The organism is Microbacterium sp. AK009, from assembly GCF_013410955.1.
Classification (GTDB): domain Bacteria; phylum Actinomycetota; class Actinomycetes; order Actinomycetales; family Microbacteriaceae; genus Microbacterium.
Genome location: NZ_JACCCG010000005.1, coordinates 1 through 24,781 on the forward strand (window position 1 = coordinate 1; position 24,781 = coordinate 24,781).

Consider the following 24,781-nt stretch of genomic DNA (forward strand, 5'->3'; position numbering starts at 1 on the left):
TGCGCTCCGCAAGAATCTCCAACTCCGCCCGCGCACGACCCGGCGTCTCGTCCAGGCAGATCTCCGCCGCCAGCTGATCGAACTCCCCCTTCAGCTCCACGGGCAGCCGCCTAACGATGTCCTCCACCACTGCGACATGCGCCCGGGTGAGCAGCCCCTTCTCCAGACAGTGCACCGTCGCGGGATAGTCGTTCACCAGCGTGTACGCCGAATCGATCTGGCGCTGCACCGCACGGTCGGACACCCGCACCGCGGCCGCGATCTCGGCCGCGACACCGCGGAGTGCCATGTCCCGGTCCCGCACCACCGCGGAGGATCCCTCCGCCAGCCGCGCCGCGAACGCACCCGCTTTCGCCAGCGCGCGGGCCTGCGCCGCCTCCGCCTGAGCCAACACCTGCTGCGCTTGCTCGGCCTCCGCCACGATTCCCGTCAACTCCACACGGTCCTCGTCGCTGAGGAGAGTGAGTCGCGGGTTCGAACGCATGTATGAAGCATCCCACCACCCTCCGACATCCACACCCGAAACCCTCAACCACAACGTGAAGGCAATATCGCGGCAGGTTGGCAGCGGGCAGCCCGACCGCTCGGGGACGCAGGGTGTCCATCCCGAACCCGTCGCAACGCTGGGGCGGGCGCGGAGGCAGCTCACACCCCGAACTCCGGAACGCTCAGGCGTGCAGACGATCCACCCGGGAAAAACCAGGCGACCAACCCTTACGCGTGCAGCCGATCCGCGGGAGGGATCGTCGCAGCATCCTGCGGCACCCGCCCCTCGAGCCACCGGGCGAGCACTCCCCCGGGCACGTCCTCGCGCACCAGCGCGAAGCAGTAGTGGTCGCGCCAGTCACCGTCGATGTGGATGTACCGGCGCCGGAGCCCCTCGTAGCGGAACCCGAGCTTCTCCACGACCCGCAGACTCGCCCGATTCTCGGGCCGGATGCAGATCTCCATCCGGTGCAGCCGCGCCTCGGTGAAGCACACGTCGGTCGCGAGCGCGACGGAGGTGGGCGTGATCCCGCGACCCGCGAACCGTTCGCTCACCCAGTAGCCGATGGTGGCGGTCGCGAGAGACCCCCGCGCGATCCCCCACACATTGAGCTGACCGGCGATCTCGCCGTTGTACTCCATGACGAAGGGGATGCCGGCGCCGTCACGATACTGCTGCAGCAGACGCCGGATGCCCGCGCGCATGTCGAACGACACGGGCCCGTCGGGGCTGGTGGCCTCCCACGGGCGCAGCCACGACCGATTGCTCAACAGCTCGTTCTGCACGGTCCGGGCGTCCCGCTGGCGGATGAGCCTGATCGAGATCGGACCGTGCTGACGGGGGGATGACAGGTCCACACGCCCCCCTTGCTACGGCGGTGACGCCGTGTCAGGTCACAGCTTCGCCGCGAACTCCTTGAACCAGGGACGCAGCTCCGGGCCGAGGTCTTCTCGGTCGGCGGCGAGCTGCACGATGGCCTTGATGTAGTCCACTCTATCGCCGGTGTCGTAGCGACGGCCGCGGAACACCACGCCGTAGACCCCCGGTCCGTCGGGGTCGGCGGCCATCTCCTGGAGGGCGTCGGTCAGCTGGATCTCGCCGCCCTTGCCGGGCTCGGTGCGCTCGAGGATCTCGAACACCGACGGCGAGAGGACGTAGCGCCCGATGATCGCGAGGTTCGACGGCGCATCCTCCTTCGCGGGCTTCTCGACCAGGCCCGTGACCTTCACCACGCCATCGCTGTCGGTGGCTTCGACCGCGGCCGCGCCGTAGAGGTGGATGGAGTCGGGGTCGACCTCCATGAGGGCCACGATCGCCGCGCCGCGCTTCGTGTGCTCCTCGAGCATGGTCGTCAGCAGCGGGTCGCGCTCGTCGATGAGGTCGTCGCCCAGGAGCACGGCGAACGGGTGGTCGCCGACGTGGGCGCGGGCACGCAGCACCGCGTGACCGAGTCCCTTCGGCTCACCCTGGCGCACGAAGTGGATGTCGGCGAGGTCGCTGGAGTGCTGCACCTTCGCGAGCTTGGAGTGATCGCCCTTGCGCTCGAGCGTGGACTCCAGCTCGGGAACCGAGTCGAAGTGGTTCGACAGGTTGTTCTTGTTCCGCCCGATGATGATGAGCACGTCGTCGATGCCGGCCGCGGTGGCCTCCTCGACGACGTACTGGATCGCCGGCTTGTCGACGACGGGGAGCATCTCCTTCGGCATCGCCTTGGTGGCGGGGAGGAAACGCGTTCCGAGTCCGGCGGCGGGAATCACGGCTTTGAAAGAGCTACGAGGCACGCCCACGATTGTAGGGGGTGGATTCCTCGGGAAAGGACTTGCCGCCCCTGAGCACCGTGAGCGGCGCGAGCCGTCCGCCTAAGATCGACGCATGTCAGACGCGATCGCCGATGCCAAACGGGCGCTCCGCGCCGACCTGCGCGAGCGCCGCAACCTGATTTCGCCGGCAGCCCGCGAAACCGCGGAAGACGGCATCGCCGCGCAGCTGAACGCGCTGGTCGAACGCCTGGGCGTCCGCTCGATGTCGTGCTTCCTCTCCACGACGACAGAGCCCGGCACCCGGCGCTTCGTCACCGAGGCGGTGCGCCGCGGCATCCGGGTGCTTCTTCCGATCACCCGCACCGACGGCCTCCTCGACTGGTCGGTCGCCACGCCCGACCTCGACATCACCGAGGGGATGTTCGGCCTGCCCGAGCCGGTCGGCGAGGTGCTCGGGCCCATCGCGGTGAACGACGTCGATCTGCTCGTCATCCCCGCCGCCGCCGTCGGACAGGACGGAACGCGCCTCGGCTGGGGGCGAGGCTTCTTCGACAAGACGCTCGGGTCGATGGAGCGGTGCCCCCCGGTCTACGCCGTCATCTACGATACCGAGCTGCTCGACGCGGTGCCCCGCGACCTGCACGACCAGCCGGTGTCGGGCGTGGTCACCCCGACGCGTACGATCGATCTCGCGCCCGCCCGACGCTGACCCGGCGCACCCCCGACGAAAGACACCGCCATGCCCACCTACGCCTACGCCTGCAAGCAGTGCGGGCACCGTTTCGACGCCGTGCAGTCCTTCGCCGATCCGGCCCTGACGACCTGCCCCGAGTGCGAGGGTCCGCTGCGCAAGGAGTACGGCTCGATCGGTGTCACATTCAACGGCTCCGGCTTCTACCGCACCGACTCGCGTTCCGGTGGCGAGGGCTCCAAGGGCGAGAACAAGAAGAGTGAGAGCGCACCGGCGAGTTCCGGTGGCGAATCGTCCGGGTCTTCGACATCATCGAAGTCCGAGGCGAAGGCCTCCCCCGCGTCCAGCGGTTCGTAGCCCGGCGGCAGCCGGCGACGTCGGAAGGCACATCGATGATCAAGGGCTTCAAGGAGTTCATCCTCCGCGGGAATGTGATCGACCTGGCCGTCGCGGTCGTGATCGGCGCCGCGTTCACCGGCATCGTCAACATCCTGGTGTCGGCCTTCATCAATCCGCTCATCGGGCTGGTCTTCCAGACCGGTAATCTCAACGACGCGCTCGTTCTGCGGGTCCCGACGTTGTTCGGCGGCGAGTCGGTTTTCGCGTTCGGTTCGATCATCGCCGCGGTCATCAACTTCCTCGCCGTCGCGACGGTGGTCTACTTCGTCTTCGTCATGCCGATGAACCACTGGAAGAAGCGCCAGGAGGCCCGCGCCGGTGCGACGACCGAGCCGGCGGCCGACCCGGTGCCCACCGAGCAGGAGCTGCTCATGCAGATCCGCGACCTGCTTGCGACTCAGGGCCGCGCCGAGGGACAGCCGCGTCAGTAGTGGGGCGGTTTCTCGCGCCGCATCCGTTCATCATTCGGTCCGGAAAGACCATCGGATGCCGCCGGCGCGGCGTCTTCGCGGTCGTCGACGGCTGAGGGCTCGGCCACCGTGTCGGGCGCGGGGGTCAGCCGGGCACGCCGTGACCCCGGGACCCGTTCGACGCGCTGTCGGGGCTTGTCCTCGGGCATCGAACTACTCGATGAAGTCGACCGGCTGCGTGTCGGGGTCGGCGGTGATCGTCGGCGCCCCGAGCAGCTCGGCGATCCGCGCGGCGACGCCTGCCGGGTCGCTGTACAGGTCGAAGGAGTGCACGCGCACGTAGTGCCAGCCGAGGCGCCGGAGGATCTGCGGCCGAAGCCGCAGGGCTTCGCGCAGCGACTCGCCCCGGGTCTCGGGATCGGTCTCGGCGACGACGGCCTTGCCGTTGTACTGGGCGACCAGCGGCAGCAGCCCCCGATACTGCACGTCGACCGAGACGCCGAGGCGGCGAAGCTCGCGCGCGAGTGACCGGGTGAGCGGGTCGGCGAGGTCTTCCAGGCGGGCTTCGCGCGCGCGGGCGGCGATACCGCCGAGGATGCCCATGAGGGTCGCGGCACCGTGCTCGAGGCGTCCCTCGTCGAACGCCGACGGACGGATCGACGACACGATCACCATCGACCGGCGGGCACGGGTCATACCGACCGTCAGCAGACGCTCGCCGTCAGGGGTCGACAGGTCGCCGAAGTCGCTCAGCACCCGGCCGTGCTTGGTGAGGCCAAACCCGAGCGAGAAGATGACGCGGTCGCGGCTCTCGGCGACCGACTCCTCGAGGCTGAGGACGGCGAACGGCTCGGCGGTGTCGCGACCGACGAAGTCGGCCACGTCGGTCCGTCCGGCGAAGGCGGCGCCGACGGCGGCGCGGATGCGTTCGGCGTGCTTCCGCGACGCGGTGACGACCATCAGCGACTCCGATGCCCGGTTCACCGCGTGCTCGACCACCAGGGTGACCACGCGGGCCACCTCGGCGTCAGGGCTTTCGACGGCGCCGCTGATCGGGTCGGGCGCGCCCGTGCCGCCCTCGACGTAGTCGACGCTGAGGCTCCCGCGACCGAGGTACGACCCCGCCCAGGGGAGCGAGACGATCTCGCCGCCGTAGAAGGCGTCGTTGACGAGCGCGGCGAGGTCTTCTCCCCCGGCACGGTAGCTGCGGGTGAGGGTCTCGACGGGGAACAGCTCGGAGAGACGCACGAACACGCTCTCCTCGTCGAACGGCTCGTCCGGCGCGTCGGGGTCGTCGGTCGGGATGGCAGAGGCCACCCGGAACGGGGTGGGCTTCTGCGTCACCGGGTCACCGAACACGACGAGCTGACCGCCGCGCCGCAGAGCGGGTGCCGCCTCGGCGAGGCAGAGCGCCCCGGCATCCGCGATGATGACGACGTCGAAGCGCAGGGTGTCGGGAATGAGCGGCACGTCGTAGGGCGAGGCGAGCCACACCGGAGCGAGGGTGCGCGAGAGCGTGGGAGCTGCCTCGAGGAACTGCTCGGGGCTGATGTCGCCCGACTTCAGGGCGGTCCGCAGACCCGCGGCCTCATCGGCCTCATCGACGATGCCGATGCGCCACTGCGTGGCCAGCTGTGAGGCCAGCAGCGGGCCGGAGGCGCCGGTGTGCGCTTCGTCGACGAGGCGGAAGTCGCGTTCGAGACGGTCGACGACGGCGGTGTTGGCGCCGAGGAGCGCGCGGTCGGTGCGCAGCAGGTACTCCAGCGCCGACTGCCACCAGGCCCACTCAAGCTCGGCGCCCACCTGCTGCTCGGGGACGTGACGCACCGAGAGCTCGGTGAGGAGGGGTTCGAGGCCGAGCCCTGCCAGCTCGGAGCGCAGGGTCGCCCGCTCGACGAGGTTGTCGAAGACATCCGACTCCGCAGCGAGTTCGGCGAGCGTCCGCACCAGCTGCGACACCGGGATGGAGCCGAGCGCGTCGGCGCCCGAGCGCCCGAGGACCTCGTCGAGCTCGGCGAGGTCGGCGTCGACGCGCTGCCACGCGACCTGCACGTCGGCGAGACCGAACGGCACCTCGGGGATGACACCGGCCTCGACGTAGCGGTGCCATTCGGTGCGCTGCTGCTGCACCCGCAGGAGTGCCTCGTGCATGTCGACGATGTGCACGCCGGGGCGGATGTACTCGCGGGAGAGGCGCTTCAGCCGGCGCCGGTTCGACGCGTTCATCGACGGCGAGTCGCGACGCGGACCGTGCGCCTGGATGAGCTCGCCGAGCGGCCGCTCGAACACGGTCGGGCTGAACCGGTCGAGCGAATCGCGGATGCCCGAGAGCAGCCGCAGCTGCACGCCGAGCTCGGCGACGCTCTGGAACGGCCGCATGTGGGTCTGGCCCACCATCGCGTAGCCGCGCTCCAGCAGGGCGGGAACGTCGGCGCGGTGCAGGCGGGCGGCGAGGCCGTGCGCACGACGGGCGTCGGAGGTGGTGGCGAACGAGACGCCGAACCACGGCGAGTCGTGGGGGCCGAAGCGGAACTCCCCCAGCCGTGCCGCGGTCGCGAGCTTCGCCGCGGCCTCGCGCCGCTTGCCGGCGAGGCGGATGAGCGTGCTGACGTCGAACCGCGCGGCGGTCGTCGGGGCGGGATCGAGGGCCGACAGCTCGGCGAGGCGCCGCAGCACGTCGAGGGTGCAGACGCCGAGGTCGGAATGCTTCGTGGTGAGCGCGTGGCGGTAGTCGCGGAGCACGGTGCGCAGGCGCACGAGGGCGTCGTCGACTTCGGCGACGGCGGGCTTCTCGGCCTTCTCGTTGCGCCCGATCGCACGGATGAGATCACGGCGCACGTGCCGGGGCGAGACGGTGAGGCCCGGGAGACCCACTCCCGCGAGACGGTGGCGGACGCCTTCGAGTGTGGCACGGCGAGCGCTCACGACGAGGACCCGTCGCCCTTCGCGCACGAGCGAACCGACCGCGTTGATGACGGTCTGGGTGCCGCCGGTGCCGGGGAGCGTGTGCACGACGAGGGACTGGCCCGACGCGATCCGCGCGAGCACCCCCTCCTGCTCGGCGTCGGCGTCGAGCAGCAGCGCATCGGCGGCCGGGGGTCGCTCGTCGGCGGGGAGGATCGAGGGAATCTCCCGGCGGTGCATCACCCGTTCGCGATCGGCAGGATGCCCCGCCAGGGCGTTCAGCACAGGGTGGTCGAGGTGGGCCGCGTCGCGCGACATCACCGAGGCGACGTCGGCGAAGGTCGAGACCACCAGTCGCGGCTGCACCGCGACGTTCGGCAGCGACGCGGTGAGCGCCCGCAGGTGGTCGATCACCGGCTGCGGTTTGAACACGCCGCCGTCGTAGGCGAGAGCGGCGAGCGCCCGCGCGTCGACGGTGATGCCGAAGTGGGTTTTCAGCGCCCGGATGAGTTCGGGGTTGACCTGGAAGGTGCCGAGCAGCTTCAGCTCGAAGTCGGAGTGGTGCCGCCGGATCGCGAGCGGACGCAGGAGCACGGGCGCGGTGCAGGCGAGGCCGCCCAGGCGCCAGGAGGCGAGACCGACGGCGAGGTGGACGGCGTCTATCCCTCGCGCGGTGCGCAGCTCGACGTTCTTCGCGGTGATGCGCTCAGCGGCGAGGCGCGCGTTCCGCAGCGCCACTTCGTCGCGGAAGAGGCCCGACAGCAGCGTCGAGCGTCCGGTGATGAACTGCGGAAGGCTCCCCGGGTGGGCACCGGTGATCTCGATGCCCTCTTCGCGGGAGTCGCTGTAGTGCAGCAGCGTCGAGCGTCCGCCCAGTTGCGACGCCTGGCGTCGCAGGCGCTCCCGCGCGGGGTCGGCGATATGCGCAACCGTGACACCCGGTTCCGAAAGACCGAGGTCTCCGGGGTTCACGGCCGCACCGGGCACGGTATTTCCCCGGTTCACCATGACATCGGACTCGACTCGCCACACGTCAGCCACACTAAGCGCCCGCCTGGTCCCGCGCCGTTAGGCGGGGCGGGTTTTCGCGGTATTGGCGACACGCCGAGTGATCGGCCTTTCCTGCACAGGCTGCCCCGACGACCGATCACTCACAGATGCCGTGACAGCACCCGCGAGACAGCGGACGACGGGCGAGGATGTCGTCATGATCGCCGCCCTCGCTCCCCGGTTCCTCCTGCACCCCTCCCCCGTCGGCGAGGTGCTCATCGTTGCTTCGGATGAGGCCCTTCTCACCGTCCACCCGATCCACGGACCGGTCGAGCCGGAGCTCGAAGGACTCGCCCGCCGGTACGGCGATGTGGAGCCCGGTCCCGCGCACCCGCCCGCCCGCCGCGCCGCCGACCAGCTGGACGAGTACTTCGCCCGCGAGCGCCGCGCGTTCGACCTTCCGCTCGACCTCGGCGCGACGACCGGCTTCACCCGGCTCGCCCTGGAGGCGATCCGGCAGATCCCCTACGGCGAGACCGCCGGCTACGGCGAGGTGGCGATCGCCGCGGGCAGCCCCGGCGCGGCGCGCGCGGTCGGCACCGCCTGCGCGACCACCCCGTTCTCGATCGTCATCCCCGTGCACCGTGTGGTGCGCGCCGACGGGTCGCTCGGGGAGTACGGCGGCCACCCCGAGGTGAAGCGATTCCTTGTCGACCTCGAGCGCGCGGCGGGCGTGTAGGCCGCCCGTCACGCGCGGCCCCGCGGGAGTCTCCTCTCCGCGGGGCCGCCGATCCGTGGCATCCGGATCAGAGATGTGCCTAGTGGTTCGTCGCCTTCTCGGCACCGAAGCCGGTGAGCGAGCGCACCTCCATCTCCGCTGCCTTGGTGCGGCTCTCGCCGCCCCGGGAGGTGACCGATCCGAGCCAGCCGAGGAAGAACCCGACCGGGATCGAGACGATCCCCGGGTTGTTCAGCGGCCAGATCGCGGTGCCCACCTTGAACACGCTGGTCTCCGACCCCCAGAAGACGGGCGAGAGCACGATGAGGATGATCGCCGCGGCGAGTCCTCCGTACATGCTCCACACCGCCCCGCGGGTGGTGAAGTTCCGCCAGAAGAGCGAGTACAGGATGGTCGGGAGGTTGGCCGATGCCGCCACCGCGAACGCGAGCGCCACGAGGAACGCGACGTTCTGACCCTGCACCGCGATGCCGCCGAGGATGGCGAGGATGCCGATCACGATGACGGTGCGCCGGGCGACCTTCACCTCTCCGTCGGGCGGGACGTTGCCCTTCTTCACCACGTTGGCGTAGATGTCGTGCGCGAACGACGCCGCCGCCGTGATGGTCAGGCCCGCGACCACCGCGAGGATCGTCGCGAACGCCACCGCGCTGATGAATCCGAGCAGCAGCGGTCCGCCGAGCTCGAGCGCGAGGAGCGGCGCGGCGGAGTTGACCCCGCCGGGCGCCGAGGCGATCCGTTCCGGGCCGACGAGCGCCGCAGCGCCGTAGCCCAGCACGAGGGTCAGCAGGTAGAACAGGCCAATCAGCCAGATCGCCCACACCACCGAGCGACGTGCCTCCTTGGCGGTCGGCACCGTGTAGAAGCGCATCAGCACGTGCGGGAGGCCCGCGGTGCCGAGCACGAGCGCGATCGCGAGGGAGATGAAGTCCCACGGGTTGCCGCCGTACTGCAGGCCCGGGCCGAGGATCGCATCCGCCGGCTCGGTGACCGACGCCGCCACGGCGTTCTCGAGGAGCGTGTTCAGGCTGAAGCCGTTGATCGCCAGCACCCAGATGGTCATGACCAGCGCGCCGCCGATGAGCAGGAACGCCTTGACGATCTGCACCCAGGTGGTGCCCTTCATGCCGCCGACGAGGACGTAGACGATCATGATGACGCCGACGACGGCGACGACCACCGACTGCCCCACGGTCTCGGTGATGCCGAGGAGCAGCGCGACGAGTCCCCCGGCCCCCGCCATCTGCGCCAGCAGATAGAAGAAGCACACCGCGAGCGTGGTGATCGCCGCGGCCATGCGCACGGGGCGCTCCTTCAGGCGGAAGGAGAGCACGTCGGCCATTGTGAACTTGCCGGTGTTGCGCATCAGCTCTGCCACGAGCAGCAGGGCGACGAGCCACGCGACGAGGAACCCGATGGAGTAGAGGAAGCCGTCGTACCCGTTGATGGCGATCGCGCCGCAGATGCCGAGGAAGGACGCTGCGGAGAGATAGTCGCCCGAAATGGCGAACCCGTTCTGCGGCCCGGTGAAAGAGCGTCCGGCGGCGTAATAGTCCGCGGCGGTCTTGTTGTTCCTACTGGCACGGATGACGATGAACAGGGTCACCGCGACGAATGCGCCGAAGATCGAGATGTTCAGTATCGGATTGTTCTCGGCGGTGTCGACCGCGGCGCTGACCGCCGACCCGACGGAGGCGAAGAATTCGTTCATGCGCCGGCCGCCTCTCGCTGCTCGAGTTCCTCACGGATCTCTTCGGCGATCGGGTCGAGTTTCCGGTTCGCGAACCAGACATAGAGCATCGTGATGCCGAAGGTGGTGACGAATTGTCCGAGGCCGAACAGCAGGCCGACGGTGATGTCACCCCACACGCGCTGCGACATGAAGTCCACTGCGAAAGACGACAGCAGAACGTAGGCGAAGTACCAGACGAGGAACGCGATGGCGAAGGGGAAGATGAAACTGCGTTGCCGCCTCTTCAATTCACCGAAACGCGGCGATTCCTCCACCGCGATGTAGTCGATTCCGCCCGGCGGGGCGGACTCGGTACGTCGATCGGACATGTGGCCTCCTTGCACACAATCCCTGGGCGCTTTTCGCGCCGGTCCCGAACTGAAGACGCCCAACATCGACGGAGAGCGCCTGCTAGGGTCGACGCTACGAAAGGCGGCGACGCAGCCGTCACCCCCGGAAGTAGGTAGTTCGTGGTCGGTTCGCCGAACGCTCCGAGCGACGTGCAACTCGTTTCCCGTGCCGTGGGAGATCTCACCCGCCGCACCGGCTTCCCCGTCGCGTTCGGCGGCCTCTCCCGCGACGACGCGATCCACGTCTCCGCGATCTCCGGTGCCCGCACCCGGTACCTCGAGGGACTCGTCGTGCACCCGATGCGGGGTCTCGGCGGTCGCGCCTACGTCGAGAAGCGACCGCGGCTCGCGCTGGACTACCGCACCGCCCGCAGCATCACACACGACTACGACCGCGCCATCCTCGGCGAGGGCATCGCCACCCTCTTCGCGGTGCCGGTCCTGGTGTCGGGGAAGCCGCGCGGCGTCATCTATTGCGGATCGTGGGGCGAGCGCCGCGTCGGCGACGTCATCGCCCGCCCCGCCTTCCAGGTCGCCGAGGAGCTCGCGACCGAGCTCCGCGTCCGAGACGAGGTGGCCCGGCGGCTGGAGACCTTCACCCCGTCGCAGCTGCCCGCGGCCGCGATGCCCGCCGCCGCGCGCGAGGAGCTGCGGGAGAGCTACGCCGAACTGCGCAGCATCGCCGCGGGAGTGGATGACGACGGGCTCCGCCAACGCTTGGCGCGCGTCGAACAGCGGCTGGCCGCGCTCACCCACGACGAGGCGAACCCGGCCAACACCGACATCCACCTCTCCCCCAGAGAGATCGACGTCCTCGCCCGCGCGGCACTCGGTGAGACCAATAGCGAAATCGGCGAGACCCTCGGGCTTCGCGAAGCGACGGTGAAGTCGTATTTGAAATCGGCCATGGCGAAACTGGACGTCTCGACCCGCCATGCCGCGGTGATGCAAGCGCGTCGCGCGGGTCTTCTCCCCTGAATTGCGCCATTTCGATGTTGACGGTGCGATTTCGTTGTCGCACCCCATAATGTGTGACCATGGCCCGAAAAATTGTGCACCAGCTCGTCGATGATCTGGACGGAACCGTCCTCGAAGTCGGCGAAGGCGAAACAGTCCTCTTCTCTCTCGACGGCGTCGCATATGAGATCGACCTCACCGTCGACAATGCCACTGAATTCCGCGACACCTTGTCCCGATATGTAGACGCCGCCCGAACGGTGTCGACCGGCCGGGCGGCCGAATCCGCAGCATCCCGCAAGCGCCGCCGCACGGGACAGGCCGATTACACCGCCGTTCGCCAGTGGGCGAAAGAGCGCGGAATGTCCGTGTCGGAGCGAGGGCGCATTCCTGCCTCGGTGATGGAGGCGTACGAAGCCGCGCACTAGGCGCATCAGGTCGACGGGATTCGCGGCTCTTTCCGTGTTTCGTGGGTATCGGGTTGGAGAACGCTGGGTATCGGCGCCCTCGCTTGCAATGGCGCTCGATTCTCGGAAGCGTGGCTGACTCCACCACGGAAGGAGAAGCACATGCTCACTCTCACCGAGAACGCCGCCACCGCTGTCAAGGCTGTGGTTGCGGGCACCCCCGACGTCCAGGCCGCCGGAATCCGCATCCGCGGAGCCGAGGCACCCACCGCCGGCTTCGAACTGACCCTAGCTCCGCAGCCCGAGCCTGCGGACGCCGTTGTCGAAGCGGATGGCGCGCGCGTCTTCCTTGACAGCACCGCGCAGGCGGCGCTGGACGACCAGATCCTCGACGCGCAGATGAACGATGACGGCTCGGTGCGCTTCGCCCTCGCGGCGCAGGCGTAACGACTGAAGTAGTAAGACGGGCCTCGGTGCAGACGCACCGGGGCCTTCGTCGTCGGCGGATAGACTCGATTCGCCAGCCTCTGTAGCTCAATGGAAGAGCAGTTGCGTCCTAAGCAAACGGTTGGGGGTTCGAGTCCCTCTAGGGGCATAGGAGCACGAGAGGCTTGTGCTTCACGCTCGCGGGGCGGCGGTATCTCCCGAAGGCTGAGCCCCCGGCGCACCCTGCGCGGTGTTCGCCAAAAGGCTCTGAGCCCGGAGCAGCTCGTCGGACCTGACGGTCACGTCCCACCTCTCCGCAAGGAACTGCTTGACGGAGCTGAAGTCGCGGCGGCCCCGGGTGGCCAGGTGTCCGACGAAGCCGAACACCGCCCCCCAGAGCGCACCGAGGCCGAGGCCGAGGAGCAGCAGCAGGATCCACGCGGCGACGTTGTCGGCTAGTAGCCCGAAGAGCAGCCCGATGAGAAGGCCGAACCAGGCGCCAGAGGCCGCGCCGTAGCCGGCAGCCGTCCAGTTCGTCATCCGGCCGGTCACCTGCTCCTCGATCCGAACGTTGTAGCCGATAATCGCGACGTGCTCGACGGGGAACTGCTGATCAGACAGCCTGTCGACCGCCGCCTGCGCGTCGGCGTACTCGGTGAAGCTCGCCAGCACGGAGCGTGCCTGGCTAGAAGCTGCTGCGTCGGTCACGGTCACTCCCCCGATTTCCTGCGGTATCGACCCCTCGCCAGATCCCCCGGCTGGTCCTCCGCCCATGGTGCGACACGGCGCCGACGACGTCAACGGCCTCCGAAACACCCGGCCCGCTGTGTGACGCCCGATGACAACCCGTTCGACCTCCCTCCGCGGCATCCCGATGCTGGAGGCATGAGCAAGCAGATCCGGTTCAACGCCTTCGACATGAACTGCGTCGCGCACCAGTCATCCGGCATGTGGCGGCATCCCGATGACCAGTCCGCCCGGTACAATGACCTCTCCTACTGGACCGACCTCGCTCGCCTCCTCGAACAGGGCACCTTCGACGGCATCTTCATCGCCGACGTGCTCGGCACCTACGACGTGTACGGCAACTCCAACGAGGCCGCGATCCGCCACGGCGCCCAAGTGCCGGTCAACGACCCGATCCTGCTCGTGTCGGCGATGGCTGCCGTCACCGAGAACCTCGGGTTCGGGGTGACCGCGGGCACCGCGTACGAGCACCCCTACCCGTTCGCCCGGCGCATGTCGACGCTCGACCACCTCACCAAGGGGCGGGTCGGCTGGAACGTCGTCACCGGGTACCTGCCGAGCGCCGCGCGCAACATGGGGCACGACGACCAGCTCGAGCACGACCAGCGCTACGACGTCGCCGACGAGTACCTCGAGGTGCTCTACAAGCTGTGGGAGGGGTCTTGGGAGGATGACGCGGTCATCCGCGACCGCGAGAGCGGCGTCTTCACCGACCCGAGCAAGGTGCACGAGATCGGCCACTACGGCACGCACTACACCGTGCCCGGCATTCACCTGTGCGAGCCGTCGCCGCAGCGGACACCCGTGATCTACCAAGCGGGGGCCTCCCCGCGCGGCATCGCGTTCGCCGCCGGAAACGCCGAGGCGATCTTCGTCGCCGCGCCCACCAAGCACGTGCTGAAGGCGACGGTCGCGCGCATCCGCGACGCCCTCGAGGCGGCGGGGCGACCGCGCGATGCCGCGAAGATCTACACCCTGCTGACGATCATCACCGACGAGACCCCCGAGAAGGCGCGGGCAAAGCACGCCGACTTCCTCCAATACGCCAGCCCCGAGGGTGCGCTCGTGTTCATGTCGGGATGGATGGGCGTCGACCTGTCGGAGTACGACCTCGACGACCCGATCGGCAACGTGCAGAGCAACGCCATCCAGTCGACGGTGTCGAACTTCCAGGCCGCGAACGACGACGGCGAGGAATGGGTCGTGCGCGACATCGGCCGGCACAGCGCGATCGGCGGGCTCGGCCCCCTCATCGTGGGTGGACCCGAGGAGATCGCCGACGAGCTGCAGGCGTGGGTCGACGAGACGGATGTCGACGGCTTCAACCTCGCCTACGCGATCACCCCCGGCACGTTCGAAGACATCGTGAAATGGGTCATTCCCGAGCTGCGGCGCCGGGGCGTCTACCCCGAGGCGTACGAGCCCGGCACCCTGCGGCAGAAGCTGCACGGGCGGGGCGACCGCCTGCCGGAAGACCACCACGGATCGCGCTACACCGTCGGGCAGGCCCTCACCGTCGGGTAGCGTCGCGGTATCGGACTGGATGACACGGCGACCCCCGGGCGCCCGCAGAATCGTCACCTCGGTGGCGGCCTTGGGGTTGCGCCGCGGCCGCCGGCGAGCTGGCGGGCGACAATCGTCACGGCTCTCGCCTGGGTGGCGGTCTTCGGCGCCCCGCTCATCGCGGGAGCGCTCGATCCCGGCACGGGCCTGGCGCTGCGCCTGCCGGTGGAGACGATCCTCGTCCTGCTGATCGCCGTCGCCGTTCCCGACGGGGTGATCCGACGGGTCGTCGCCTACGCGTTCGGGGCCGTCACCGTCGCTGCGGCCCTCGTCGCACTGCTCGACCTGTCGTTCCGGGGAACGATCGACCGCGGTTTCGCCGCCACCGAAGACTGGCGCGCCGTCATCAACGCCTACAAGGTCGTCCAAGACGTGGTGGGGCCGATCACCGCCGCCCTCGCGGCCGTCGTCGTCATCGCGCTCGCGGTCGCTGCGGTGGCCGTTGTGGGTCGGTGCGTGCTGCGGTGCGCGCGGACGGTGTCGCGCGTCGGCGCACGGGGGCGGATGGCGGTCGCCGCCGCGGCGACCGCGTGGGTGATCCTGTCGGTCGTCGGGGCGCAGCATCCCTCGGGAACTTCTGTCGCCTCGGCGGATGTCACGACGACCCTGGTCGGTGAAGCCGTGCAGGCGGCGGAGAGCATTCCCGAGCAGGAGGCCTTCGAGCAGGCGCTCCAGGACGACACTCTTGCGGGCGCACCTTCGGGCGAGCTGCTCGCGGGGCTGCGCGGCAAGGATGTCGTCATCGCGTTCGTCGAGAGCTACGGGGAGGTCGCGGTGTCGGGCGCCGAGCCGATGGCGGGCATCACCCAGGTGATCGACGACAGCGCCGCGCGGCTGACGGCGGAGGCCTACCTCGCCCAGAGCGCGTTCCTCACCTCCCCCACCTTCGGCGGTGTCAGCTGGCTCGCCCACGGCACGCTGCAGAGCGGCGCGTGGGTGGACACGCAGCAGAAGTACGACGCGCTGATTTCGAGCGAGCGGATGACGCTGAGCCGCCTGTTCGGCGAGAGGGGCTGGCGCACGGTCACGGTCAACCCCGCCCACACCGAGCCGTGGCCGGAGGGTGAGGCGTTCTACGGTTTCGATCGGATGCTCGACGAGCAGCAACTGGCGTTCGATGGCCCCGCCTTCGGTTTCGCGCGCGTGCCCGATCAGTTCACCTGGCAGCGCTTCGTCGACGAGGAGCTGAGCCGCGACGACGCGGCGATCATGGCCGAGGTCTCTCTCGTGTCGTCGCACACGCCGTGGACGCCGACGCCCCGGCTCGTGCCGTGGTCTGACCTCGGCGACGGCAGCGTCTTCGCCGATCAGCTGGACGACGCCGCCGCGGCGAGCTTCTGGCCGGACGAGCAGCGCATCCGCGCCGACTACGCCGACGCCATGCAGTACTCCCTCGGCGCGACGCTGTCGTTCGTCGAGGCCTACGACCCCGCCGATCTCGTGCTCGTGCTGGTGGGCGACCACCAGCCCTCCCGCGTCGTCAGCGGGCCCGACGCCGACAACGACGTGCCCATCACGATCATGTCGAAAGACCCCGCCGTGTTCGAGCGGATCGAAGCGTGGGGGTGGGATGCCGGGTTCCGGCCGTCAGCCGACGCGCCGGCGTGGCGCATGGATGCCTTCCGCGATCGGTTCGTCGACGCGTTCAGCGGAGCGGGCTGAGCGCGGCAGCCGCCGGGCCCTCACCGTCGGGTAGCGTCGCGGTATGACCTCCGAGACCAGCACGCAGGACAAGGCACGCACGCTGCAGGCGCTTCATGAGGCGCCGGAGATTCTGCAGGTGGTGAACGTCTGGGACGCGATCAGCGCGAAGGTGATCGCCGACCTCCCCCAGACGCGAGCTCTTGCCACCGCCGGGCACTCGATCGCGGCGAGCCTCGGCTACCCCGACGGCGGGATGCCGCTCGACACCGCCCTGGACGCGGCGGGCCTCATCGCCCGGTCGGTCGACCTGCCCGTCAGCGCCGATCTCGACGACGGATACGACGACCCGGCGGAGACCGTGCGGCGCGCGATCGGCCTCGGCATCGTCGGCGCCAACATCGAAGACCGCATGCGCCCCTTCGACGAGGCGGTCGCGCGCGTCCACGCCGCGGTGCGTGCCGCGGAGGCCGAGGGTGTCACCTTCCAGCTGAACGCACGCACCGACGCCCTCATCCGCGGCGGCGACGCGCCCATCGAAGAGCGCATCGACGAGGCCATCCGACGCGGCCGGGCGTTCCTCGACGAAGGCGCGGCCCTGGTGTTCGTCCCCGGCGCGCTCCAGCGACCGCATGTCGAGCGCATCGTCGACGCGCTCGGGCCGCTGAAGCTGTCGGTCATCGGCCTGCCCGGAGCACTGCCGGCGACCGACTACGAGCAGCTCGGCGTCGCGCGCATCTCCTACGGTCCGCTCACCCAGCGCGTCGCGCTCCGGGCCCTCCGCGATCTCGGCGAAGAGCTGTACGCCGGTGGGGTCATCCCCGCAGACACTCCCGCGCTGAACTGACGCCGCTGACGCCATGTTCACCGTCACCGAGATCGTCCTGATCGCGCGTTCACGCGCCGACGTCTTCGCCTACCTCACCGACGCCGGCCGGCGCCCCGAGTGGGACGAGACCGTCATCTCCGAAAGGTTGACCTCGCCCCCGCCGGTCGGGGTGGGGAGCACGATCCACAGCCGGATGCGCGTCATGGGCCGCGAGGTCGATTTCCACTGGCAGGTCACCGAGTACCTGCCGCCCGGACGGATGGCCATCGTCAGCACGAAGGGCACGTTCCCGACATCCCTCCTGTTCGAGCTCGCCGACGAGGCCGCGGGAACCCGCGTGAGCGCCACCATCGACGGCGAGCCCTCGGGCATGCTGCGGCTGGTGGAGCCGATGATCGAAGACTCGATCCGCTCGACCCTGGCGACCGGACTCGGCCGGGTCGTCCGCATCCTGGAGGCGTGAGCAAGGCCGTCGCGATCAGGCCTGTCGTCGAGAGATCATTCCGCCCCGGATGGCGCGGATGCACCATCATGGAAGGGTGACCTCTCGCCTTCCCCTCCTGGTGTCCTTGGCCTCGCTCGGCATCCTGTTCCTGTCGATCATCTTCGTCTTCCTCCTGGTGATCGGCAGCTACTTCGGGATCGTCCCGTTCACCGAGAACCACGAGTCCACCGAGGCACTCGCGCACGCGCTCGCTCTCGTCGCCTGACCGGTCCGCTCTTCTCGCCGCCCCTCGGCGGCGGTAACGTCGGGCCGTGACCGAGGATCGCGTCTCGACAGGGCACCCCGGTGAGCCGCACCGGCCCGGGCTCGCCCAGCGGCTGAACGGACTGCGCGCCGGTGTGCTCGGTGCCAACGACGGCATCGTCTCCACCGCAGCAGTGGTCGTCGGTGTGGCGGGCGCGACGGCGGAGGTCGGTCCGGTTCTGCTCGCGGGCGCCGCGGCCCTCGTCGGCGGCGCGGTCTCCATGGCCCTCGGTGAGTACGTGTCGGTGTCGAGCCAGCGCGACAGCGAGCACGCGCTGATCGAGAAGGAGCGCCGCGAGCTCGCCACCGACCCCGAGGGCGAGTTCGCTGAACTCGTCGACCTCTACCGCGCACAGGGGCTCAGCGAGCAGACGGCGACCGCGGTGGCGAAGGAGCTGACCGAGAGCGACGCCCTCGCCGCGCACCTCTCCATCGAGCTGAACATCGATCAGAGCGATGTCGTCAGCCCCTGGTCGGCCGCCATCGCCTCGGCGGTCGCCTTCACGATCGGCGCCCTGCTCCCCCTCGCGACGATCCTCCTCGTCCCCCACCCCGCCCGCATCTGGCTCACCTTCGTGAGCGTCCTCATCGCCCTCGCCGTCACCGGATACGTCGCCGCGTGGATCGGCGGCGCCCGGCGCCTCCGCGCCGTCATCCGCACGGTCGTCGGCGGAGCACTCGCGCTCGGCGCGACCTACCTCATCGGCACGCTGCTCGGCACCGGAGTGGCCTGACCGCCGCGGAGGGATTCTGCCACACCAGCGCGAGAAGCGAAAGGGAGCAGTCAGCACGCTGGAAGTGGAGTTCACTGGTGTCCCAGGCAGAAGGACGAGGACGCCATGCTGACCGAGTCACCCCGCGCATCCAGGGAGCCGTTCGACAGGAAGCCGCTCGGCACCGAGCAGCTCAAGACGGGGCCGCTCCACACGGACCAGTTCGAACTCGTGCGGCTTGCGGCCGGGGGCTGGGTCATCACCGATCTCGCTCTGCCGCATGACGATCCGGCCTGTCTCCTCGCCTACGTGCAGGACGATGGATCGCGGTTCGAGGTCGTCTGGGTTCAGCCGCCGGTGCGGACCGGATGGTTCGACTCCCTCGACGAGATCCTCGATGAGGCTCGCGCGCGCCGGCACCGGCGCGCGGCCTGAGCGTCGCGTCACCGTCGGCTCGAGGCATCCACGCGGTCAGCGGAAGTCGCGCGAGCGGTGACCCACCCCCACCCGCAGGTCTTCGAACCGGTCGGCGACGAGGTTCGTCACCCCTTCCGCTGAGCGCTCCAGCATTCCCCGCACGATGAGGGCCGGCGAATCCCGAGCCACCCGTCGATAGCGGTTCCAGACCCCGACCGAGCAGATGACGTTGACGACGCCGTGCTCGTCTTCGAGGTTGAGGAAGGTGATGCCCGACGCTGTGGCGGGCCGCTGGCGGTGGGTGACGAGGCCCGCCACCTCGACGCGCCGGTCCGGGTCGTGCGTCCGCAGCTCTCGTGAGGTCAACACGCCCCGCGCATCCAGCCCCGAGCGGAAATGCGTCAGCGGGTGGTCGTCGGTGGAGATCCCGGTCGCCCACAGGTCTGCGGCGAGGATGTCGTAGCTGGACTGATCCGGGAAGAGCGGTGGCTGCACCGCGACCATCGATTCGGGGAGGAACTCCGCACGGTCCTGTGCGGCGGACCCGGCGATCCAGAGCGCCTCGCGCCGGGTGATCCCGAAGCACTCGAACGCTCCCGCCGTGGCGAGCGCCTCCAGCTGGGCCGCGGTGGCCCCGGTCCGGCGGACGAGATCCCGCATGTCGCGGTAGTCGCCCCGCTGCCGTCGCTCGGTCACGATTTTCGCGGCGAGCGCGTCGCCGATCCCCTTGATCGCCGCGAGCCCGAGCCGCACGGCGTGGTGACCGTCCCGCCGATGCGCGGCCGACTCATCGGGCGCTGCCGGGTCGAAGACCGGCACCGCAGGCTGGGTGCGATGCGCGCACTCGGGGCGGCCGGTGACACCGCGTTCGTCGCCCACGGGCTCGAGCGTCGCATGCACATCGGAGCGGAGCAGATCGGGGCGCTGCACCTCCACCCCGTGCCGGCGCGCATCGGCGACGAGGGTGGCGGGCGAGTAGAACCCCATCGGCTGCGCCCGGAGGAGCCCCGCGAGGAAGGCCGCGGGATAGTGCAGCTTGATCCAGGAGCTGGCGTAGACGAGGAGCCCGAACGACAGCGAGTGCGACTCGGCGAAGCCGAAGTTCGCAAAGGCCTGGATCTGACGGTAGATCGCGTCGGCGTCCTCTCCGACGAGGCCGTTGCGCGCCATCCCCTCGTACAGGCGCTCGCGGAGCGACTCGATCCGCTCGACTCCCCGCTTGGACCCCATCGCACGACGCAACAGGTCGGCATCCTCACCGGAGCAGTCGCCGATGGCCATCGCCATCTGCATGAGCTGCTCTTGGAACACCGGCACCCCCAGGGTGCGCTGCAGCACGGGCGCGAGCTTCGGGTGGGCATAGGTCACCGGCTCCTGACCGAGCTTCCTCCGTACGAACGGATGCACCGCCCCGCCCTGGATGGGACCGGGGCGGATGAGGGCGATCTCCACCACGAGGTCGTAGAACCGGCGCGGCTGCAACCGAGGGAGAAGGCCCATCTGGGCACGGGATTCGACCTGGAACACCCCGATCGAATCGGCCCGGCAGAGCATGTCGTACACCGCCTGCTCCTCCTTGGGGAGGGTCGCCAGCTCCCATCGCTCGCCGGTGGCGGTGTGGATCATGTCGAAGCAGTACTGCAGGGCCGCGAGCATCCCGAGGCCCAGCAGGTCGAACTTCACCAGCCCCATCCAGGCCGCGTCGTCTTTGTCCCACTGGATGACGGTGCGATCCTCCATGCGGGCGTGCTCGATGGGCACCACTTCGCCGACGGGCCTGTCGGTGAGCACCATCCCCCCGGAGTGGATCCCGAGGTGGCGGGGGGCCTTCAGCAGCTCGGAGGCGTACTCGACCACCTGGGCGGGGATGTCGTTGTCGGGAGCGGACTCCAGTGACGCCCCCCAGCGCTCGACCTGCTTGGACCACGCGTCCTGCTGGCCGGTGGAGTAGCCAAGAGCCTTGGCGACGTCGCGGACGGCGTTCTTGGGCCGGTACTGGATGACGTTCGCCACCTGGGCGGCGCGGTCACGGCCGTAGGTGGCGTAGACCCACTGGATGATCTCCTCGCGCCGGTCGGAGTCGAAGTCGACGTCGATATCGGGCTCTTCGTCCCGGAGGCTGGAGAGGAAGCGCTCGAAGGGCAGCTCGTAGGCGATGGCGTCGACCGCAGTGATGTCGAGCAGGTAGCAGACCGCGCTGTTGGCGGCCGACCCGCGCCCCTGACAGAGGATGCCGCGGCGCCGCGCCTCTTGCACGATGCCGTGCACGATGAGGAAGTAGCCGGGGAAGTCCTTGGTCTCGATGACCTGCAGCTCCCGCTCGATGCGCGCGCGGTTCTCGGCCGACAGGTCGGGATACTTGCGGGGAACGGCCTCCCACACCAGGTGACGCAGCCACGTCATCGGCGTGTGCCCCTCGGGAACCTTCTGGCGCGGCAGCGCCGGGCGCGCGCGCCGCAGTGGAAAGGCCAGCTCGTCGGCGAGCTGCACCGTGCGCGCCACCGCTCCGGGGTAGCGGGCGAAGCGCTCGGCCATTTCGGCCCCGGAGCGCAGGTGCGCGGCGGCGTGGGCGGGCAGCCATCCGTCGAGCTCGTCCAGCCCCCGGCGCGCGCGGATCGCGGCGACGGCGGCGGCGAGCCGCGCCCGCTCGGGGGCGGCGTAGTGGACGTTGTTGGAGGCCAGCAGCGGCAGCCCGCGCTCGCGGGCGAGGGCGGTGAGGATGTCGTTGTCGCGGGTGTCGGTCGGGTTGCCGTGATCGATGAGTTCGACGTTCACCGCCTCCGGGCCGAACAGCGCCACGAGGCGGTCGAGCTCGGCGGCGGCGCCCGTCGGTCCGTCGTCGGCGAGCGCGCGGCGAACGGCGCCCTTGCGGCATCCGGTGAGGATCGCCCAGTGCCCGTCCGCCCGCTCGGCCAGCTCATCGAGGTCGTAGACGGGACGCCCCTTCTCCGACCCCGCGAGCTGGGCACGGGTGAGGGCAGCGGCGAGCCGGTGGTAACCCTCCTCCCCCCGGGCGAGCACCAGCAGGTGCGACCCCTCCGGATCGGGATCACCCGCCCGCGACGGGGTGGGAGACCGGTCGTCGTACCCGAGCGACAGCTCCGCTCCGAACACGGTCTTCACCTGCAGGTTCTCGGCGGCCTCGGCGAACCGCACGATGCCGTAGAACCCGTCGTGGTCGGTGACGGCCAGGGCATGGAGGCCGAGACGCTCGGCCTCCTCTGCCAGCTCCTCCGGAGAAGACGCCCCGTCGAGGAACGAGAACGACGAGTGCGCGTGCAGTTCGGCATAGGGCACCGTCTCAGCGGGACGCTCGATGGCGGGCGGGACGTAGGGGCCGCGCTTGTGCGACCAGGCGGGGCTGTCACCCCCGTCGGCACCCGCGGGGATGTTGCGCGGTCGACGCCGGTCGCTGAGGACACGCTCGAGCTCCGACCAGGGGACGCCGGGATTGTTGAAGCCCATCAGCAGGCCCGTCCGCATCGATCAGTCATAGCGGCCCTCGGCGATCCACGAGCCGCCGGCGCAGACCAGCAGCCAGGCGGTGCGGTCGGCGTCGACCACCTGGAACCGGTGCGCACGACGGCTGCGGGCGGCATCCCAGCTGCGCTCGACGATGGGCCACGGGCCCGCCCACTCCATGATCGCGCGGGGACGCCCCGACTCCACCAGCACCGAGGGCGTCGCCGTCACGCGGTCGCGTTCGTCGACGGCGACCGGCCCGCCCTCGCCGGTGACGACCTGCACCGGCACCGGTTCGGGGAAGACGGTGCCCGGGAGGGGGTCGGGAAGGCTCCCTGGCCAGGGGCGGGTGCGCTCGGCGGTCACGACGGTGCGGTCTCCCCACGGCACGAGCACCAGACGCTCGGTGAGCCACCTCCCCCCTCCCACCTCGGCGGTCAGCACGCCGCGGTGACCCAGCATCGCCTGCACCCGGGAGAGCACGTGATGGACCCGCTCATCCGTCCCGGCGCCGAACATCGCCGGGGCGTGGTGCGAGGCGGCGTCGACGGCCTCAGGTGAGACGCGCACGAGCGCCACGCCGCTGGCCAGCACTCCCCCGTCCTCTCCTGACGCCTCTTCGGCCAGCTGCCACCGCACCCGGTCGACGACAGCCGCCGCGTCGAAGGAGTGGGGGTGAAGCCAGACACGTTCGCTCCGCTCCCCGCGGTCTCCGGTGAGCTCGACCCGCAGCTCGGTGCAGACGAGGTCGATCGCGCCGAGGCGCGAGATGAACTCGTCGGCGGCGATCCGCAGGGCGAACGCCACCTGCTCGGCGATCTCGAGGGGCGGCTCGAAGGCGACCTCGCGGTGCAGCTCAGGGGGAGGCACGCGCGGCTCGACGGGACGCGAATCCAGACCCGACGCCAGCCGGTGCAGCCGCATCCCCGGCTCCCCCAGCCGTTCCCGCACCCGCTCGGCGTCGAGGCGACTGAAGTCACCGAGCGTCTGCACCCCCAGGCGCGCCAGCAGCGCCACGACATCGGGATCGGCGAGGGCGGTGATCGGAAGCGGGGCGAGGAAACCCGCCGCACCCCCGGTGGGAACGACCGAGACCGGATCGGAGGGGCGGGTGTTGCGGGCGGCCTGTTCGGCGGTGAAGGGTCCGTCGGCGATGCCCGCGCGCACGTCGGCGACGCCGAGCGCGCGGACCGTGCCGAGGAGCACGCGGGCGGCGTCGGTCTCGCCCCCGTAGTACCGGGCGGGACCCCGGGCGCGCAGCGCGCACAGACCCGGGCGGATGATCTGCACCCCCGGCGCCCGCTCCTCCAGCGCCGCGACCAGCGGCGCGAACGCGCGGTGATCACGGGCGTCGTCGGCCTCGACCACGCGCAGTCCCGGGCATCGGGACTGCGCGTCTCGGCGACGCTGTCCGCGGCGGACCCCGTCCGCGCGGGCGGCGGCCGAGCAGGCGGTCACCATCCCCCCGGCGATGATGGCCACCGGGACGTCCTCGGCAGCCGGAGCCGAACTCGCAGCATCGCGCGCCAACGCCGCCACGGGCCAATCCGGGACCCACAGCACGAGGCTGCGCACGGGGGCGTCGGGGCGCATCAGCCGACCGCCTCGAGGCGGGGAAGGGCCGGGACCTCCGACGGCACCGAACGGACGGCGCCCACGCCACCGTCGGCTGCGGGGAGGGTCATCCGTGCCCGCCGGGGCATGGGCCACCGCCGGCTGCGCACATCGATCGTGACCTCGCGCGCCGCCAGGTACCCGTGCCCCCGCCCCACCCCCGACCACGCCGGCTCGGCGAGATCCAGCGAGGCCTCGGCCTGAGGCCAGGGACCCTGCACCAGCAGCACCGCACCGCGATCACGCAGGCGTGCCCCCAGCCGCGACACCTCGGCGTCCGCCGTGCGGGTCGTGGGGCGCACCGCCACCACGGGGATGACCTCGGCGAGAGTCGCGGCGACCGCCAGCCACCGCGGACCGGGGTCGGGGACGAGTACGAGGTGGGAGAGGTCGACCCCGGCGCTCTCGGCCGCTTCGATGCCGAAGTCGGGCATGCCCACCACCGCGCACCACGTGCCGTCTTGCGAGGGACCGGCCAGCAGCGCCGAGACCAGCGACGCGGAACGGGTGAGGGAGTACGCCGACCCGGCGCGGAGGCCGCCGCCGGGCAGGACATCGGCGAACGGTTCGAGAACCGGCAGCACCGGAGCATCCATCCGACGCCCCTGCACCCGCTCGAGCTGGGCACGCAGGCGATGGACCTCGCCGCGAACGTCGTCGCGGGTCGTCGTCTCGGTCTGCACGATCGCCCTCACCTCCACAGGCTAGAACATGCGTTCTATGAACTCAATGCCTGTGGCGAGCGTAGGAGGAGCCTCCGACATCCTCTGCGCCCGGAAACGCAGAGGATGTTCG

Annotated in this window: 25 protein-coding genes and 1 tRNA gene; 15 read left to right on the forward strand and 11 right to left on the reverse strand. The window is 70.2% G+C overall.

Going from position 1 to position 24,781, the window contains the following annotated elements:
- From HDC37_RS11450 to galU, 3 genes are all read right to left on the reverse strand, one after another.
- The coding region (locus HDC37_RS11450; protein WP_179560549.1) for a DUF222 domain-containing protein at nt 1-484 on the reverse strand (484 nt) is incomplete at its 3' end.
- A 230-nt stretch (nt 485-714) separates the two neighbouring features.
- Nucleotides 715-1,344, reverse strand: a complete 630-nt coding sequence (locus tag HDC37_RS11455; protein ID WP_179560550.1) for a GNAT family N-acetyltransferase — start codon at nt 1,342-1,344, stop codon at nt 715-717.
- A gap of 36 nt (nt 1,345-1,380) precedes the next feature.
- Nucleotides 1,381-2,268, reverse strand: coding sequence for a UTP--glucose-1-phosphate uridylyltransferase GalU (gene galU, locus HDC37_RS11460; protein WP_179560551.1), 888 nt, complete (start codon nt 2,266-2,268; stop codon nt 1,381-1,383).
- 91 nt (nt 2,269-2,359) lie between these two features.
- On the opposite strand from galU, the gene HDC37_RS11465 reads away from it, so the two are divergent.
- The 3 genes from HDC37_RS11465 to mscL are packed head-to-tail and all read left to right on the forward strand — an operon-like array spanning nt 2,360 to nt 3,768.
- Nucleotides 2,360-2,956, forward strand: coding sequence for a 5-formyltetrahydrofolate cyclo-ligase (locus tag HDC37_RS11465; RefSeq protein WP_179560552.1), 597 nt, complete (start codon nt 2,360-2,362; stop codon nt 2,954-2,956).
- 30 nt (nt 2,957-2,986) lie between these two features.
- Nucleotides 2,987-3,295, forward strand: a complete 309-nt coding sequence (locus HDC37_RS11470) for an FmdB family zinc ribbon protein (RefSeq protein ID WP_179560553.1) — start codon at nt 2,987-2,989, stop codon at nt 3,293-3,295.
- A 35-nt stretch (nt 3,296-3,330) separates the two neighbouring features.
- Nucleotides 3,331-3,768, forward strand: coding sequence for a large conductance mechanosensitive channel protein MscL (mscL, locus tag HDC37_RS11475; RefSeq protein WP_179560554.1), 438 nt, complete (start codon nt 3,331-3,333; stop codon nt 3,766-3,768).
- Here the strand turns inward: mscL and HDC37_RS11480 are convergent.
- Together HDC37_RS11480 and HDC37_RS11485 are read right to left on the reverse strand one after the other, a co-directional pair.
- Nucleotides 3,762-3,956 carry a hypothetical protein gene (locus tag HDC37_RS11480; protein ID WP_179560555.1) on the reverse strand — a complete coding sequence of 65 codons (195 nt, stop codon included), beginning with the start codon at nt 3,954-3,956 and terminating at the stop codon, nt 3,762-3,764. The two genes, mscL and HDC37_RS11480, sit on opposite strands and share 7 nt — an antisense overlap.
- A gap of 4 nt (nt 3,957-3,960) precedes the next feature.
- Entirely contained in the window at nt 3,961-7,659 is a 3,699-nt protein-coding gene (locus tag HDC37_RS11485; protein WP_179560897.1) for an AAA family ATPase, read from the reverse strand.
- Nucleotides 7,660-7,858: 199 nt separating this feature from the next.
- Between HDC37_RS11485 and HDC37_RS11490 the strand changes: the two genes are divergently transcribed.
- Nucleotides 7,859-8,380 (forward strand): methylated-DNA--[protein]-cysteine S-methyltransferase, encoded by a 522-nt coding sequence (locus HDC37_RS11490; protein WP_179560556.1) that lies wholly within the window; start codon nt 7,859-7,861, stop codon nt 8,378-8,380.
- A 79-nt stretch (nt 8,381-8,459) separates the two neighbouring features.
- Here the strand turns inward: HDC37_RS11490 and HDC37_RS11495 are convergent, their stop codons facing one another.
- The gene (locus HDC37_RS11495) at nt 8,460-10,091 is read right to left on the reverse strand and encodes a cation acetate symporter (protein ID WP_179560557.1); all 1,632 of its coding nucleotides are present in this window, start codon (nt 10,089-10,091) and stop codon (nt 8,460-8,462) included.
- The gene (locus tag HDC37_RS11500) at nt 10,088-10,441 is read right to left on the reverse strand and encodes a DUF485 domain-containing protein (protein ID WP_179560558.1); all 354 of its coding nucleotides are present in this window, start codon (nt 10,439-10,441) and stop codon (nt 10,088-10,090) included. The genes HDC37_RS11495 and HDC37_RS11500 overlap by 4 nt, the downstream gene beginning before the upstream one ends.
- 171 nt (nt 10,442-10,612) lie before the next feature.
- Between HDC37_RS11500 and HDC37_RS17545 the strand changes: the two genes are divergently transcribed.
- The 4 genes from HDC37_RS17545 to HDC37_RS11520 all read left to right on the forward strand — a co-directional run bounded on the left by HDC37_RS17545 (nt 10,613) and on the right by HDC37_RS11520 (nt 12,421).
- The gene (locus HDC37_RS17545) at nt 10,613-11,440 is read left to right on the forward strand and encodes a LuxR C-terminal-related transcriptional regulator (protein WP_308472190.1); all 828 of its coding nucleotides are present in this window, start codon (nt 10,613-10,615) and stop codon (nt 11,438-11,440) included.
- A gap of 59 nt (nt 11,441-11,499) precedes the next feature.
- The gene (locus HDC37_RS11510; RefSeq protein ID WP_179560560.1) at nt 11,500-11,847 is read left to right on the forward strand and encodes an Lsr2 family protein; all 348 of its coding nucleotides are present in this window, start codon (nt 11,500-11,502) and stop codon (nt 11,845-11,847) included.
- Between the two features lie 141 nt (nt 11,848-11,988).
- Nucleotides 11,989-12,273 carry a Fe-S cluster assembly protein HesB gene (locus HDC37_RS11515; RefSeq protein ID WP_179560561.1) on the forward strand — a complete coding sequence of 95 codons (285 nt, stop codon included), beginning with the start codon at nt 11,989-11,991 and terminating at the stop codon, nt 12,271-12,273.
- Between the two features lie 76 nt (nt 12,274-12,349).
- Nucleotides 12,350-12,421 (forward strand) — tRNA-Arg (locus HDC37_RS11520).
- Between the two features lie 23 nt (nt 12,422-12,444).
- Here the strand turns inward: HDC37_RS11520 and HDC37_RS11525 are convergent.
- Entirely contained in the window at nt 12,445-12,960 is a 516-nt protein-coding gene (locus HDC37_RS11525; protein ID WP_308472191.1) for a general stress protein, read from the reverse strand.
- Between the two features lie 177 nt (nt 12,961-13,137).
- Here HDC37_RS11525 and HDC37_RS11530 point away from each other — a divergent pair, with 177 nt between their 5' ends.
- The 7 genes from HDC37_RS11530 (at nt 13,138) to HDC37_RS11560 (ending at nt 18,928) form a co-directional block, all read left to right on the forward strand.
- On the forward strand, nt 13,138-14,523 hold the full coding sequence (locus HDC37_RS11530; RefSeq protein ID WP_179560563.1) for an LLM class flavin-dependent oxidoreductase: 1,386 nt from the start codon (nt 13,138-13,140) through the stop codon (nt 14,521-14,523).
- Between the two features lie 132 nt (nt 14,524-14,655).
- Nucleotides 14,656-16,224: a sulfatase gene (locus HDC37_RS11535; RefSeq protein WP_179560564.1), complete on the forward strand. Its 1,569-nt coding sequence runs from the start codon at nt 14,656-14,658 to the stop codon at nt 16,222-16,224.
- A gap of 43 nt (nt 16,225-16,267) precedes the next feature.
- On the forward strand, nt 16,268-17,050 hold the full coding sequence (locus HDC37_RS11540; protein ID WP_179560565.1) for an isocitrate lyase/phosphoenolpyruvate mutase family protein: 783 nt from the start codon (nt 16,268-16,270) through the stop codon (nt 17,048-17,050).
- A gap of 13 nt (nt 17,051-17,063) precedes the next feature.
- The gene (locus HDC37_RS11545) at nt 17,064-17,495 is read left to right on the forward strand and encodes an SRPBCC family protein (RefSeq protein ID WP_179560566.1); all 432 of its coding nucleotides are present in this window, start codon (nt 17,064-17,066) and stop codon (nt 17,493-17,495) included.
- A 76-nt stretch (nt 17,496-17,571) separates the two neighbouring features.
- A complete protein-coding gene (locus HDC37_RS11550) occupies nt 17,572-17,742 on the forward strand; it encodes a hypothetical protein (protein ID WP_179560567.1) in 171 nt (56 codons plus the stop codon).
- A 46-nt stretch (nt 17,743-17,788) separates the two neighbouring features.
- A complete protein-coding gene (locus HDC37_RS11555; RefSeq protein ID WP_179560568.1) occupies nt 17,789-18,514 on the forward strand; it encodes a VIT family protein in 726 nt (241 codons plus the stop codon).
- 105 nt (nt 18,515-18,619) lie between these two features.
- Nucleotides 18,620-18,928: a hypothetical protein gene (locus HDC37_RS11560; RefSeq protein WP_179560569.1), complete on the forward strand. Its 309-nt coding sequence runs from the start codon at nt 18,620-18,622 to the stop codon at nt 18,926-18,928.
- Between the two features lie 36 nt (nt 18,929-18,964).
- Here the strand turns inward: HDC37_RS11560 and HDC37_RS11565 are convergent, their stop codons facing one another.
- The 3 genes from HDC37_RS11565 to HDC37_RS11575 are packed head-to-tail and all read right to left on the reverse strand — an operon-like array spanning nt 18,965 to nt 24,681.
- On the reverse strand, nt 18,965-22,375 hold the full coding sequence (locus tag HDC37_RS11565) for an error-prone DNA polymerase (protein WP_179560898.1): 3,411 nt from the start codon (nt 22,373-22,375) through the stop codon (nt 18,965-18,967).
- A gap of 21 nt (nt 22,376-22,396) precedes the next feature.
- Nucleotides 22,397-23,965, reverse strand: a complete 1,569-nt coding sequence (locus HDC37_RS11570; protein WP_179560570.1) for a DNA polymerase Y family protein — start codon at nt 23,963-23,965, stop codon at nt 22,397-22,399.
- Entirely contained in the window at nt 23,965-24,681 is a 717-nt protein-coding gene (locus HDC37_RS11575) for a hypothetical protein (protein WP_308472192.1), read from the reverse strand. The genes HDC37_RS11570 and HDC37_RS11575 overlap by 1 nt, the downstream gene beginning before the upstream one ends.
- Between the last annotated feature and the right edge of the window lie 100 nt (nt 24,682-24,781).

Bases quoted from the DNA above. Each gene is read 5' to 3' on its own strand.
- HDC37_RS11500 (WP_179560558.1), bottom strand. From the start codon at position 10,441: ATGTCCGATCGACGTACCGAGTCCGCCCCGCCGGGCGGAATCGACTAC.
- HDC37_RS11490 (WP_179560556.1), top strand. From the start codon at position 7,859: ATGATCGCCGCCCTCGCTCCCCGGTTCCTCCTGCACCCCTCCCCCGTC.
- HDC37_RS11510 (WP_179560560.1), top strand. From the start codon at position 11,500: ATGGCCCGAAAAATTGTGCACCAGCTCGTCGATGATCTGGACGGAACC.
- HDC37_RS11570 (WP_179560570.1), bottom strand. From the start codon at position 23,965: ATGCGCCCCGACGCCCCCGTGCGCAGCCTCGTGCTGTGGGTCCCGGAT.
- HDC37_RS11470 (WP_179560553.1), top strand. From the start codon at position 2,987: ATGCCCACCTACGCCTACGCCTGCAAGCAGTGCGGGCACCGTTTCGAC.
- HDC37_RS11465 (WP_179560552.1), top strand. From the start codon at position 2,360: ATGTCAGACGCGATCGCCGATGCCAAACGGGCGCTCCGCGCCGACCTG.
- HDC37_RS11515 (WP_179560561.1), top strand. From the start codon at position 11,989: ATGCTCACTCTCACCGAGAACGCCGCCACCGCTGTCAAGGCTGTGGTT.
- HDC37_RS11485 (WP_179560897.1), bottom strand. From the start codon at position 7,659: ATGGTGAACCGGGGAAATACCGTGCCCGGTGCGGCCGTGAACCCCGGA.
- HDC37_RS11495 (WP_179560557.1), bottom strand. From the start codon at position 10,091: ATGAACGAATTCTTCGCCTCCGTCGGGTCGGCGGTCAGCGCCGCGGTC.
- mscL (WP_179560554.1), top strand. From the start codon at position 3,331: ATGATCAAGGGCTTCAAGGAGTTCATCCTCCGCGGGAATGTGATCGAC.
- HDC37_RS11565 (WP_179560898.1), bottom strand. From the start codon at position 22,375: ATGGGCTTCAACAATCCCGGCGTCCCCTGGTCGGAGCTCGAGCGTGTC.
- HDC37_RS11540 (WP_179560565.1), top strand. From the start codon at position 16,268: ATGACCTCCGAGACCAGCACGCAGGACAAGGCACGCACGCTGCAGGCG.
- HDC37_RS11560 (WP_179560569.1), top strand. From the start codon at position 18,620: ATGCTGACCGAGTCACCCCGCGCATCCAGGGAGCCGTTCGACAGGAAG.
- HDC37_RS11545 (WP_179560566.1), top strand. From the start codon at position 17,064: ATGTTCACCGTCACCGAGATCGTCCTGATCGCGCGTTCACGCGCCGAC.
- HDC37_RS11530 (WP_179560563.1), top strand. From the start codon at position 13,138: ATGAGCAAGCAGATCCGGTTCAACGCCTTCGACATGAACTGCGTCGCG.
- HDC37_RS11480 (WP_179560555.1), bottom strand. From the start codon at position 3,956: ATGCCCGAGGACAAGCCCCGACAGCGCGTCGAACGGGTCCCGGGGTCA.